Raw genomic sequence first — 13,785 nt, 5'->3', positions numbered from 1 at the left:
TATACCTATAAAAATGACAATTAATATACAAAAACAAGCGTATTTTTTACTAAATACGCTAAAATATTCATAAAGTATAATTGTCCCTTCAATGATGTTAAACAATCAAAGTAAAGTAATTTTTCGGCAAAATGTATTTTTGAGAAGCATGCAATGTCTAATATGTTTTATGCCGTTAAATACAAGTTATACACATGCAACCCATTCCAAAGAGTTTTTAGAAACGGTTAAATCGGGAATGAGCCAAATTTTTGTTCCTAAGTCCGATGAAAACTATAATAAAGCTGATATTCAAAGCCTTAGTAACTTTCAATTAGATACCTCAAAAGTTCAGGAATTACCTGTAATACAGCGTTCTGATCAGACAGATGCTTTTTCTAAAAATCAACCCATGTATCAGCCTGTTAGCCAATTAAGTTTCAATGAAACCATTCTTCGGGCATTGCAGCGTAGTCCTGATGTTTCACAGAGTGTTTCAGTTTTAGCTGGACAGGGGGCTTACATTGATGTTGCTAAAGCCGGGTATTATCCACAGCTTTCAGGTGGATTATCGACCGGAGACTTAAGTTCGGGTGAACGTGGGCGCCAGCTCATCAGTCTGAGTGCCACCCAAATGCTCTACGATTTTGGCAAGGTAAAAAGTGGGGTGGATATTCAACATGCAAAGCTTAGCGCTGAACAGGCCAATGTTTTGCTGAGCATAGACAATGTAGCTTATGAAACTGTCAATGCGATCGTGAATATTAAGCGTTATCAGGAAATCACCCAAATCGCACAGCAGCAGATTAACGGCATTTCACGCATTGCTGAAATTACAAATTTAAGAGCAAAGGCGGGGATTAGTACCCAGGCCGACCCCGTTCAGGCACGTGCAAATTTAGAAGCTGCACAGGCCAATTTAGTGGTACAGCAAACCCAGCTGAAAAAATTTCAACAGAAATTGCGCACATTATTGGGTGTGGATGTGACAGGACAGGAGTGGGCTATTCCAGAGCGTGTGGTGAGGGATTCCGACTTATACGGTGAGCCTGAATTTAACAAAATTCCCAGTATGATTGCGGCACAGGCAGAGGTACAGGTTGCCAAATTTCAAAAACAACAATCAAAATTAAGTAACTATCCAACTCTGAGTGTTAAAGGTTCACTTAGTCAGGCCTTGAATGGACGTAATCCCAATAATAATAAAGATGAAGGGATGTATAATTCCATCATGCTGGAAGCGAGCAGTAATCTGTATCAGGGAGGGGCAAAAGCATCCCAGACCCGTGCTGCCAGTTATGCCGAAGAAGCGGCAAAAGCAAAAGTTAATTCAGTTTATCTGGATGTGCTAGATGAAATCCGGCTATTACGTGAAGAAATCGAAAATAAGCAAGGTCTAATGAGCATTTTGATTGCGCGTAAGGAAACCACCATTCGTACCCGAGAGCTGTATCAGGAGCAATATAAACTCGGGACACGTTCAGCGGTTGATTTGCTCAATGCAGAACAGTCCATTCACAGTGCAGCTCAAGAAATCGAAAATACACGTTATGACATTTATGACGCAATTGTGCGATACATTACTGTTACAGGACGTTCTCGTGATCTCTATGATCTTAATAATATTCCAATCCAAGGGTTTGAGATTCAGCCATGAATAATAAAAATAATTATCAACCGTGGCTTCAAGCTGTACTCACGATTGCCAAACATTACCGTATAGAACCATCTGAAGAACGTATTCGTTTACAGCTTGACTGGAATTCCAACCACAATGTCGATGACATCATGACACTGATGACGCGCCAGATCGGCATGAGTTTGCGTAAGTCTGCATTTAGTAAAGATTTAATCAATCCATGGCGGTTACCTGTTGTGGTGGAATTTAATGATGGTCAGGTTGGTGTTGTTGAAAAAGTTGATGCTGAAGGTAATGCAAATATCCAGCTGAGTGGTGATCAAGGTCTTGCACAGACTTTAACCCTGGATGTGCTGCAATCCAATATTCGTCAGGTCTATATTCTTCGACCTGAAAAATCCGTACCAGATGCGCGGGTGGATGAATACATCAAACCTTATGAAAGCAGCTGGTTCTGGTCAATTGTATTACGTGACTGGAAACGTTATATCGATGTGATGTTTGCCTCCATGATTGCCAACATTTTGGCCTTGGCGACTATTGTTTTTTCCATGAATGTCTATGACCGGGTAATTCCGGCCCAATCTGTTCCCACTTTATGGGTACTGGCCGGTGGTGTACTGATTGCGGCAATTTTCGAATTCAGTTTACGGGTCGCACGAATTTATCTGTCTGACATTATTGGTAAACGTGCAGATTTAAGAATTTCAGACCGGGTTTTTGGTCATGCTTTAAGAATAAAAAACAGTGAGCGATCAAAATCCACCGGGACCTTTATTTCACAGATTCGTGAGCTTGAGGGCGTACGTGAACTGGTGACCTCAACCACAATATCAGCCATTGCCGATTTACCTTTCTTTCTGCTATTTTTGGGGATTTTCTGGCTGATTGGTGGCAACCTGTTTTGGGTGATGCTTCTAGTGGTGCCTTTAATGATCCTGCCTGGAATTTTGGCACAAAAACCTTTGGCTAAACTGGCCAGTGAAGGAATGCGTGAAGGTGCAATCCGCAATGCCATGCTGGTTGAAGCAGTACAAGGGATTGAAGATATCAAGCTTTTGCGTGCAGAAGCCCGATTCCAGAATCAGTGGAATCACATGAATGAATCATCGGCAGATGTTTCAATGCGTCAACGCAAGATTGTGGGGGTGATGAATGCCTGGACCCAGAAAATTCAGGGTTTGACCTTTGCAATTGTGGTGCTTGTGGGTTGCTTTGCGGTGATGAAAGGCGATATGACCACGGGTGCTTTAGTGGCTTGTTCGATGTTGTCTTCACGCATGCTTGGGCCAATTGCACAAATCACTGGTGTACTGGGTCGCTGGCAGCAAGCCAAAGTGGCTAAAAATGGACTGGATGAGTTAATGAAGAAACCGGTGGATCAGCCGGACCATGCCCATCTGATTCATCGTCCGGCACTAAATGGTCATTATGAATTAACCAGCATGACCTTTAAGTATGGTGAAGATGATCCAAAACCAAGCCTGATGATTCCAACTCTCGAAATCAGACCGGGCGAAAAAATTGCGATTCTTGGGCGTAATGGTGCAGGTAAGTCGACCCTACTGCAATTGTTGTCAGGCATGCAAACTCCGGTTCAGGGCAAAATCAAACTTGACGGTGTTGAGCTGAGTTTAATCGATCCTTCGGATGTACGCCGTGATATGGGCTTACTGAACCAGAATGCACATTTATTCTTTGGTTCGGTGCGCGAGAACCTGACGCTTGGTGCACCTTTGGCCAGTGATGAAGAAATACTGAATGCCTTGAAAATTACCGGTGCAATTCATTTTGTGCAGGAGAAAAAAGAAGGCTTGGATCATCTGATTCTTGAAGGCGGTGTTGGTTTTTCTGGTGGCCAGAAACAGGCACTGTTACTGGCACGTTTACTGATTCGCCAGCCAAATATTCTGCTGCTGGATGAACCCACAGCATCGATTGATGATGTATCAGAAAAACAACTGATTGATCATTTGAAATTATGGCTCGGTCAACGCACCCTGATTGTTGCGACGCATCGCCGTGCAGTACTGGAACTGGTGGACAGAATTATTGTGGTGAATGATGGCAAGATTGTGATGGATGGACCTCGTGATCAGATTCTCAATCAAAATCAGCCACAGCAACATCAGGTTGCAGGAGCTAATTCATGAGCACTAAATCACAGAACCTGAAAAGTACCATCAAAGTTACTGAGCTGGAACCGCCTTTACCCAAAGCCAGTGTATTTATCTGGATTATCTGTTTGGGATTAATCACCTTATTGCTATGGGCGTGGTTTTTTAAGCTTGAGGAAGTATCTACCGGAACCGGTAAAGTTGTGCCTTCTTCAAAAGAGCAGATTATTCAGTCACTTGAAGGCGGTATTTTAACCAAGTTAAATGTTCGTGAGGGTGAAATTGTCAAGCAGGGGCAAATCCTGGCTCAGCTCGATCCGACTCGACTTGAATCCAATGTTGGTGAATCCGCTTCCTTGTTGATGTCCTCACGCGCCACTTCAGCACGTTTGAGAGCAGAAGTGAACGGAACACCGCTTTCTTTTCCTAAGGAAGTTTTAAAAGACAGTAAACTGGTGCAAGAAGAAACCGCACTTTATAATTCACGCCGTGCCAATCTGGATGAATCCATAGCCGGTCTGCGTCAGGCATTAAGTTTGATTGAACAGGAACTGAGCATGACCGAACCGCTGGTGGCTAAAGGTGCTGCAAGTGAAGTGGAGGTTTTACGTCTGAAACGTGAAGCCAATAATCTGCGTAATCAGATGAATGATATTCGCAACCAGTATTATGTGAAGTCACGTGAAGAATTATCCAAAGCCAATACTGATGTAGAAACACAGCAACAAGTGGTGAGAGGAAAGTCAGATACCTTAAGCCGTACAGTATTCAAAGCGCCAATGCGTGGGATCGTCAAGGAAATTGATGTCATGACCATTGGTGGAGTCATTCCACAAAATGGCAAGCTGATGACTATTGTTCCGTTAGATGAAAAATTATTAATTGAAGCGCGAATTTCACCACGAGATATTGCATTTATTCATCCTGGGCAGGAAGCTTTGGTTAAAGTCACGGCTTATGACTATTCTATTTATGGCGGATTAAAAGGCAAGGTCACCACCATTTCACCAGATACCATACGGGATGAAGTGAAGCAGGACCAGTTTTATTACCGGGTTTATATTCGAACCAATACTGATAAACTGACCAATAAATCGGGTAAGCAATTCAGTATTACCCCCGGTATGGTGGCTACAGTGGATATTAAAACCGGCCAGAAATCAGTCCTGGATTATCTGCTTAAACCTTTCAATAAAGCGCAAGAAGCCTTGCGTGAACGTTGATTAAAAACTGAGAACCTTAAGTTAAAAACTGAGAACCTTAAGTTAAAAACCTTCTTTTACAGGAGGTTTTTTTATTGCTTGGATGAGCAGAGGAAGGGTATAAGTAATTAATTTAGCTCGGGACTGAGAGAGTATTTTGCACTCCAAATTCTTTGAACAAAGCTAACTTTCAACCTGAAGAACAAACGAAGATTATCAAAATTTTACTGGTAATCATCATTATGCGGGTGATTGCATCGACTTGGTTTTAGACGTAGTAAATATTTGCCTAAGATAAAAAATCCCGCTTAAAGCGGGATTTTTTATCTTTACTATTGGATTTTATAAGAAAATATTTCGAAAAACATTTTCTTATCTGGCTAGTCAAATTTGATTATATTTAATCAAATCATCAAGGACTAAACTTGCACTGTTTGTATTTTGCAAAATAATTAGCTCTTTTGGCGCATAGCTTATGTCCGTTACCGAACCATCACGATCGATCGTTACTACCGTATCGTTGCCACGCTGTTCGAGTGTTATATAATTGCCAAGATTCGATGCATTTACAGTCTGATCACTCAGTAAAGCTGAAACATCAATCATGTCACCTTCAGCAGCATTAAAGTCAGTCCAAGTATCTGTACCATTGCCACCAGTCGTATCAGTATTATCCAGTAAATAATAGATTGCAGTATCTGCTCCAGCACCACCTGTCAGAATGTCATTACCTATACCGCCTTGTAACAGGTTATCTGTTGGGTCATCGGCATAGTTAATGATTTGATTTACAGTATCAATGTTGATAGTCAAGTCTGCTGAAGCTGTTTCCTCATTCGTCTGTCCAGCATTGCGCGTTACGGTATAGTTAAATACCTCACTGATTGGAGTTCCTTGTCCATTTAAACTATCAGAATTATAAATAAAGTTACCATCATCATAGAGTTTAAGGACTCCATAGCTCCCCTGAATAAGAGTGAACTTGCCATCTGCATCAGTTGAATTGAAAGTTACTGGCACGCCATTTACTGCAGTTAATACACCATCACCCCAGTTATCGGCTTGAGTACCATCTTCTGAGCTTTCCTGAATATTTCCTGTTGCACTGTACGTTTCTCCATTCACAACATATACTTCGGCGGTTGTTCCACCTAATATAGTTAATGGATTACTCAGAATTTCTTGAGCCACAAGATCCAATAATCCATCGACAGTTGGTAAAACGTTACCTAATCCCAGAGTATTGAGTAAAGTATTTATTGAACCTAACAAGGTATTCAGCCCCGTTTCCAGGCCGGAACCTTCGAGTACAGTATCTAACAAGATATCGCTAACTAATGGTTCTACTAAATTATCGAATAATGCTTGGCCTGTACCATCTACACCATCTAAAATTCCATTTACTAGACTATTCAGGACTGTACCTAGTCCAAGTGTATTTATTAGTACCCCTAGTAACCCTCCTGCCTTACCTGCAATTATGTCGCCTACAGATGTATTATTTAAATCACCTAGTAATGGATTATTGAGTACAGGGGCGAGAAGAGTACTAACAGCTCCGGTCAAGGTGCCTAGGGCTGGTACATCAGTAGTTAAACTTAACAACTGGCTGAGTGTTAATTGCTCTAATAGTCCACGAGGGTCAACATTCGGGCCTGTTAATGTAGTTTCCAGTAAACCTAGTATCGTATTTGATACCACCTCATTGACTGTATTATCACCTAAGTTTGCTAAATCTATACTTGTTAAAATATCTGCCAGTTGTGAAGAGTCACCATAGATAGAAACTTCATAATTGCCTGCAGGCAAGTCACTAATGTCCAATCTCAGCCCTTGAGCATCTGCAACTCCCCCTAATAATTCTAATCCTAGTGCACCAGCAACTAATCCTCCTTGACTTGTATCTGCTGCTGCCACCTGAAACTCTTCACCAGTCGTCGTATTTCGCACTACGAAAGTAAAAGCACTAGCTAAGTCCACTAAATTATCTTGCTGTACAGCAATCACAACATCTTGTGTACCACTATCAATAGTGAAATTCATTACTGCTATTTTTGAATCTCCAGGAAGAACACTAATCAAATCTTGTTCATCTATTGTCGCAAGTGGTGTAGCTGTATCAATAGTCTTGTTAACGAGTAAGGCAGAAATCTCATCATTGGCTAAACTCAATAGTAGTTCCGGATTATTCACCACACCATTCGGCAGGTCAGCGGTATTAAAGCCTGCTGCATCATTACCGGCAGTATCCTGAATAGCATCGAGATCGTTTTCAACGCTTGGGTCGGTATAGACCACATTGACGTTCTGACCTGCGCTAATCACCGGATCCGTGATCAGGGTGAGGGTATTTCCATCTGCAATAATATCGATCACATTGACCGCGGTCAGGTCTGGTGCCGTACCGACCGTCACCACCAGACTGCCTGCAGGCGGCAGATTGTCTGCATCCAGGGCTTCATTAAAACTGAGTTCAATATTGCCGTTCTCATTGACTTCGGCACTCAGTAGTGTAGGTCCCAGAGTATCTGAGGTGGGCTGATCAGAATTATTCACCACACCATTCGGCAGATCAGCGGTATTAAAGCCTGCTGCATCATTACCGGCAGTATCCTGAATAGCATCAAGATCGTTTTCAACGCTTGGGTCGGTATAGACCACATTGACGTTCTGACCTGCGCTAATCACCGGATCCGTGATCAGGGTGAGGGTATTTCCATCTGCAATAATATCGATCACATTGACCGCGGTCAGGTCTGGTGCCGTACCGACCGTCACCACCAGGCTGCCAACAGGCGGCAGATTGTCTGCATCCAGGGCTTCATTAAAACTGAGTTCAATATTGCCGTTCTCATTGACTTCGGCATTGATCAGTATAGGAGAGGTCGTATCTGGATTTTTTACACCGCCTACTTCAGCAGAATCGAAATCCTCCAGTATATTACCGTCTGAATCTTTGATACCTTGATCATTACCAGGCGTACTATCTTGATAATCAACAGTTACTTCTTGACCATCGCGAATTTCTGGTTCAGTCACCAATGTAATCTTATCGCCCTCTACGATAATGTTAGTGACTGGAATTTCTTCTCCATCCACGATTACAGTAAAATCCTCAGCACGGGGATTTGAACCATTTATATTCTCATTAAAGCTTAATTCCAACTGACCATTTTCATTAACAATTATATCGGTTAATTTTGGTGGGGTAGTGTCTTGACTTCCCGAACCGGAATCACCACTAGAAGAACCTCCTGAACCTGCAGCAGCAGCTATAGCCCCAATCGCTAAAGCTCCACCCAACCACGGTAGAATTCCGGCAGCCATATTTGCGCTTTCGACAGTACCTTCTGTGAGTGGATGATAAATTATAGTGTCTAGCATTTCGCCATTTTGATCAGTAAACTCTGCCCAGTATAATTTTCCTTCGTTCTCAAAAACAATTCGATTAGCATTCACCGGATAGTCGAAATAGTTTTCAATAATAATGCTTTCACCATTTTTGAGGCGAATAACAGCAGAATTCCCTTGACGAGTAATTGTTGTTACTTCATCAATATCAGCACTGATCTGAATAACTGAATTTTGTGTTAGTTTCACAATATTATTATCAATATTCTGAATAACTTCTCCATTTTTTACAGACAGTATTTTAATTGTAGCCATATCGAATCTCCCGCCTTTTATAAATTATTTATTTCTAAAAATTAATCAAATTTAAATAACATTAAAATTTAAGATTGGGAATCGAGAAAAGAGAGCTTATAAATAGTTTTAAATTTCTAACAAATTATTAATTAAAAACTACAAAATTATAATTAAATGAATTTAAAACAATTAATTTTTTAATCCCTTAAATAATATAGGGTGTACTTTGTGATGCACAGTTTGGTAAATTGATTATAATGTGTTATATGTCACACAAAATGGTAGTTTATGGAGGTGTAAAATTAGATGCAATTTATTACATAAATCAACAAATATTAAATTATTTTAACTAAAGAAAACATTAAGAGATTAAAAACATCAGTTTATTTTATAGGTATGTTTAATTTATATTAATCAAAGTAACTAGAGTTTTAATAGATTAATTATTTATATATTAATTTTAATTTATATATAAATAATTAATCTTTACTGGTAAATAACAGGATTAAAATTATTTATTCAATATAGAAAGTAAGTTAATAAATGACTGGCTCAATAATTCTGTTTGCTAAGCCCCGTGTTATGCTTCCACTATTATAGTTTCAGACTTTATTTTTGATGAATGAAGCATTCTTGCAGCTTAGTTGCACAAGGAAATATATTCACCTCACTCAATCATAAAGTGATTAGATTAATACTTTAACTTGTGTATTTTTCTAAGCACTTTATGCTCCTAATACTGGAGCATACTGTATCTATTCTTACTAGAGGATGGTGTTACAACTCAAATGCTCATCTAAGTTGGCTACAGAGGTTTTAAAACACGTTATAATTTTATATTGATTTTTTTAATGTCAGATTTATGCCATTTACCATTGCCTCGCCCGTTACTTTCGAAGAATATATCAAAAAAAGTCGCTTTCAAGCCATAGCTGTGCCTGTCGAAAATGAACAGGCGGTCAAGGATTTTTTGGAGACGCATAAGGATCTCAGTACCACACATCAATGCTGGGCATGGAAAATTGGACACAATGTTCGGTTTAATGATGATGGGGAGCCATCTGGAACAGCAGGAAGACCTATTCTAGCCACTATTGAAGGTAATGAATTAACCAATATTCTGGTTCTGGTTAATCGCTGGTATGGTGGTATCAAACTCGGAACCGGTGGCTTGGTTCGCGCTTATGGTGGCTGTGCAGGACAGTGTTTATTGCTGGCTGAAAAAATTGAGCTGATTGAAAAGAAAAAAGTCAGTTTTGCCTGCCAGTTTAATGAATGGTCGATCTTTCAATACGAACTTGATCAACAGCAAGTTGAATTTAAAGCAGACTATACCGCGACTGGTGTACAAGTCGAAGCTTTACTACAAATCCATCAAATTGAAACTCTGGCATTAAAGATTCAGGATGTGACGCGCGGTCGTGAACACCTCAAAATTGTAGAAGAACCAAACAATGACTGAACAAGATCTACTGTTAAAATATCGTGAACAGCATAAGCACCGTTTGAACTATATGCCGTGGTTATATTGGTCATTAAAACCGAAAAACCGGGCTTGGGCTGAAACATGGCAAAAAGAATATCAAGCCTATTTAATGCAAATGGAAACGGTTGAGATTGGGAAAAACTGTTTTATTTCACCGCAGGCGCATATTTTTGCCGAGCCGGGTCGAAAAATTGTGATTGGGGATAATACATTTATTGCGGCAGACTGTACTTTGCATGGGCCATTAGAAATAGGCAATGAAGTTGCGATTAACCATCACTGCATTCTTGATGGTGGAAGAAAAGGGATCAAGCTACATGATCAAGTCCGCATCGCTGCATATTGTCATTTGTATGCCTTTGACCATGGCATGGAGTTAGAGCAGCCAATTTACCAGCAACCAGTACGTTCAGAGGGTATAGAAATTGGTCAGGATGTTTGGCTGGGCGCTCATGTTGGTGTAAAGGATGGCATAACTATTGGATCGCATGCGGTGGTTGGAATGAATAGCATGGTCACAAAAAATGTGGAAAGAGCGACTATCGTGGCTGGTAATCCTGCAACGTTTATTCGTTATAGAGATTAAAAAATTCAATAAAATTAATATGAATTAACGAGTAAGTTTAATTACATAAAAGCATGCACAGTCTATAAGAGTTATGCTAAGTTAAAAACAACAAATAGACTTAAAGCCTTTGATGGCGAAAAGCGAGGCGAAAAATGAAACGTGTAATCGCTTGTATTGATTCTTCTCCATGCGTAAATGCAGTGGCTGAAGCTGCTGCCTGGGTTGCGAAGGAGACCCAACGTGAATTGGTGTTATTACAGGTTTTAGATTATTATCCCGCCAGTTATCATTTGGGGGAAATAAGTGGGGTAATTGGCTTTGAAAGTAATGCAATGTTACTTAAAGAACTGGCTGAACTTGAACAAAAACAAAGTGAATTGGCACTGAATTATAGTAATAATTTACTCGATCATATTACCGAAATGATTCAGCAAAAATATGGTTTAACTGCCTCACATCTACAAGAAAAAGGCGATTTTTTAGAACAAAGTTTTAATGTGCTTAAAAATGACGACATTGCGATTATTGGTCGAGTTGGAGAGCGCTCTGCAGAGCGGAATAAACCCATTGGCAGTAATGTTGAAAACTTTATTCGCGGAGTGAATTGTACCGTAATGACCGTGGGGGAGAGCTTTAAGCCACCGACGCGATTTATTTTTGCCTATGAATATTCACCCACCTGCGTCAATTTGATGAAACGAATTGCACAAAGTGATTTGTTAAGATTATTACAATGTCATGTGCTCTATGTCGGCGATCATCCAGAAATATTAAATGAACCGGCACAATACTTACGTAATGCAGGTCTTGATGTGGTCATGGAATATCGTTATGGTGATGTTTCTGAAAATATACTTGAATATCAGAGTGAACATGAGATACAACTGATAGTACTCGGTGCATTTAGTCACAGTAAAATTCACCAGTTCTTTTTGGGCAGTGTGGCAACGACTATTTTCCGAAATTCAACTGTACCGTTGCTGGTGGTAAAATAAGCAAAAGTGCTGCTTATAAAGTGCGATTAAAAATTAGTCATAGTTATCCGCATAACTTGTGGATAACTATATGGACAGTCTGTGTAAATTGCTAATAAATAAATAAAAAAACACTGCGATTGTTTTTTGATCTTTGTGTCAAATTATTTCACTATAGCCAATGCAAAGCCATCATGGCCCTTGCTGCCTACGGTTTGTAAGGCGGTACAAGACAAGATTCGGGGATGGTTTTGTAAAGCGACAAACATCTCTCGGATACCTTCAATACTGGGTTTGTGATTTTCAGTATTGATGATATCACCCGCACGAATGACATTATCAAGCACGATAAGGGTTCCTGAATGAGACAAGTCTAGGCTTAATTCTAAATATTCAGGATAACTCTGTTTATCGGCATCAATAAAGATGAAATCGAAAGCTTCGAAGTCAGCAGGCAGTGCTTTTAATACTTCAGCGGCACGTCCCACTTTCAGGTCAATCGTTTGTGGAAGTTTGGCATTGTCGATATTTTCCTGCGCCAATGCAGCGTGCGTATCTCGGCCTTCAATGGTTAAGATATAACCATCTTCAGGCAGTGCGCGCGCCAGCCACATGGTGCTGTAGGCTGCAAAAGTACCCAGTTCAAGTACACGTTTGCACTTGTTCATCTGAATGAGCATTTGCAGCAGCATGCCTTGATTGGGCGCTACGGCAAGGTGATCTGGAAAACCTTTTTCTTCTGTGTTTTTTAAAGCTTGTAGAAGAATAGGGTCTGCTGGAATTAAATGTGAATCGATGTAAGCATCAATCTCTGTCCACATTTGTTGCATAGTTTCGTCACCTTTTTTGCGATGCAAGCATTTTAAACCTTTCCATTCAGAGTGCAATTTATCGTTTAAATTTATTCATGATAAGGCAATAAAAAAGAGATCATGAAGATCTCTTTTGAAACTAAATTGGTTGTATTAGTAATTGCACATTGAGCTATTACGGGATAAATCAGGTCCCCAAGTGCGATAACCTTGGGTATCAATATGGATTTGACCTGAAGCATACAGTCCTAGTCCCATATTCAGGCTTTGACCATACTGCGCCCAGAATTGGCATAATTTGAATTTTGAATTTTCGATGTAGGCATAATCCTCAGCTTGAGGATAAGCGGGTCCAATACGGAAATCGATGGCAGAGTTAAATAAATGACGAGAGGAATTTGCCCCGCCGGCACACTGATTCAGTGGTAAATCACGGTAAACTGAAGTGACTTCAAAGTCTGTGAGAACTTTGGCTGCAACCAGATATTTAAATACACGCAAAGTCGGAATTTGGTTGTCCCACAACTCACGGTTTGGAATCATGTATTGTGAACGGGCACATTTTTGCCAATCACGTGCTGTACGCATGAGTTCAAAACTGGGAATGATATTGCCTACGCCATTACGTTCAAGAAACACTTCATATTCGCGCACGCGTCGTAAATTATCGCCTGTAGCCGCCCAAGCATTATAAGCATATGGAACTGTTTTAGGCGGAACACGGCGTTCAATGATGATGCGTTCTTGGGGAATGAAGATTCTTTTTCCATCGGGAGTCGTGGTGGTACGTCCTTGATTCTGAGGAGATGTAGTACATCCAATCATGACAAGTGGGATTAAACCGAACCCGATTAATCCCTTTAGAAAATGCTTCATTATAGAAATCAAATATTTATAAATACCTGTACTATTTTAGTCTAAATTGATGGATGAAATTTGAAAATATTGCAATCAAATGTGTATTTTAGGTATAAAAAAAGATCAGCAATGACTGATCTTTTTTCGAGGTCTGAGAACAGGATTACTTTTCCAAGTATTGCAACTTGTCAGCTTTACCATTCCATTCTTCACGATCAGCAGGTTGATCACCAATTTGGGTGATGTTGGGCCATTTTTGTGAAAGTTCAGTATTAAGTTCAATAAAGACTTCTTGACCTTCCGGTAACTCATCTTCCGAGAAAATAGCATTCGCAGGACATTCAGGTTCGCAGAGTGCGCAGTCAATACATTCATCAGGATTGATGACGAGGAAATTTGGACCTTCGTAGAAACAATCTACTGGACAAACTTCTACGCAGTCTTGGTATTTACATTTAATACAATTTTCAGTGACAACAAAGGTCATGGCGACAGCTACCTA

10 protein-coding genes and 1 pseudogene are annotated in these 13,785 nt (G+C 40.2%); 6 read left to right on the top strand and 5 right to left on the bottom strand.

Translation table 11 applies throughout. The features are described 5' to 3' along the window. The first annotated feature begins 148 nt into the window (after positions 1-148). Genes E0H80_RS00185 through E0H80_RS00175 form a run of 3 tightly spaced genes read left to right on the top strand, consistent with a single transcriptional unit; the run spans position 149 to position 4,958 of the window. Complete coding sequence (locus tag E0H80_RS00185; RefSeq protein WP_416224565.1) at positions 149-1,636, top strand: TolC family outer membrane protein; 1,488 nt, start codon at positions 149-151, stop codon at positions 1,634-1,636. Next, complete coding sequence (locus E0H80_RS00180; protein WP_131362139.1) at positions 1,633-3,771, top strand: type I secretion system permease/ATPase; 2,139 nt, start codon at positions 1,633-1,635, stop codon at positions 3,769-3,771. Before E0H80_RS00185 ends, E0H80_RS00180 begins: the two co-directional genes overlap by 4 nt. Then, positions 3,768-4,958: an HlyD family type I secretion periplasmic adaptor subunit gene (locus E0H80_RS00175; RefSeq protein ID WP_131362137.1), complete on the top strand. Its 1,191-nt coding sequence runs from the start codon at positions 3,768-3,770 to the stop codon at positions 4,956-4,958. The genes E0H80_RS00180 and E0H80_RS00175 overlap by 4 nt, the downstream gene beginning before the upstream one ends. A gap of 363 nt (positions 4,959-5,321) precedes the next feature. Here E0H80_RS00175 and E0H80_RS00170 read toward each other — a convergent pair whose 3' ends face one another. After that, on the bottom strand, positions 5,322-8,264 hold the full coding sequence (locus E0H80_RS00170) for a SwmB domain-containing protein (RefSeq protein ID WP_228259920.1): 2,943 nt from the start codon (positions 8,262-8,264) through the stop codon (positions 5,322-5,324). A gap of 36 nt (positions 8,265-8,300) precedes the next feature. Beyond that, positions 8,301-8,603, bottom strand: a pseudogene (locus E0H80_RS17095) (BapA/Bap/LapF family prefix-like domain-containing protein); the annotation flags it as partial. 844 nt (positions 8,604-9,447) lie between these two features. Between E0H80_RS17095 and E0H80_RS00165 the strand changes: the two are divergent. The 3 genes from E0H80_RS00165 to E0H80_RS00155 all read left to right on the top strand — a co-directional run bounded on the left by E0H80_RS00165 (position 9,448) and on the right by E0H80_RS00155 (position 11,634). Then, positions 9,448-10,047, top strand: coding sequence for an IMPACT family protein (locus E0H80_RS00165; protein WP_131362133.1), 600 nt, complete (start codon positions 9,448-9,450; stop codon positions 10,045-10,047). Next, a complete protein-coding gene (locus E0H80_RS00160) occupies positions 10,040-10,657 on the top strand; it encodes an acyltransferase (RefSeq protein ID WP_131362131.1) in 618 nt (205 codons plus the stop codon). The genes E0H80_RS00165 and E0H80_RS00160 overlap by 8 nt, the downstream gene beginning before the upstream one ends. Positions 10,658-10,791: 134 nt before the next feature. Further along, entirely contained in the window at positions 10,792-11,634 is an 843-nt protein-coding gene (locus E0H80_RS00155; RefSeq protein ID WP_131362129.1) for a universal stress protein, read from the top strand. 143 nt (positions 11,635-11,777) lie between these two features. Here the strand turns inward: E0H80_RS00155 and E0H80_RS00150 are convergent, their stop codons facing one another. The 3 genes from E0H80_RS00150 to fdxA form a co-directional block, all read right to left on the bottom strand. Further along, positions 11,778-12,443 (bottom strand): O-methyltransferase, encoded by a 666-nt coding sequence (locus E0H80_RS00150; RefSeq protein WP_131362127.1) that lies wholly within the window; start codon positions 12,441-12,443, stop codon positions 11,778-11,780. 135 nt (positions 12,444-12,578) lie between these two features. Next, positions 12,579-13,301 carry a D-Ala-D-Ala carboxypeptidase family metallohydrolase gene (locus E0H80_RS00145; RefSeq protein ID WP_131362125.1) on the bottom strand — a complete coding sequence of 241 codons (723 nt, stop codon included), beginning with the start codon at positions 13,299-13,301 and terminating at the stop codon, positions 12,579-12,581. A gap of 145 nt (positions 13,302-13,446) precedes the next feature. Beyond that, positions 13,447-13,770, bottom strand: coding sequence for a ferredoxin FdxA (gene fdxA / locus E0H80_RS00140; protein WP_004651686.1), 324 nt, complete (start codon positions 13,768-13,770; stop codon positions 13,447-13,449). Positions 13,771-13,785 lie beyond the last annotated feature (15 nt).

It is taken from the genome of Acinetobacter sp. ANC 4779, assembly GCF_004331055.1.
Classification (GTDB): Bacteria; Pseudomonadota; Gammaproteobacteria; order Pseudomonadales; family Moraxellaceae; genus Acinetobacter.
The sequence above is the reverse complement of the archived record's forward strand: the minus strand, read 5'-3'. Positions and strand labels throughout refer to the sequence as shown.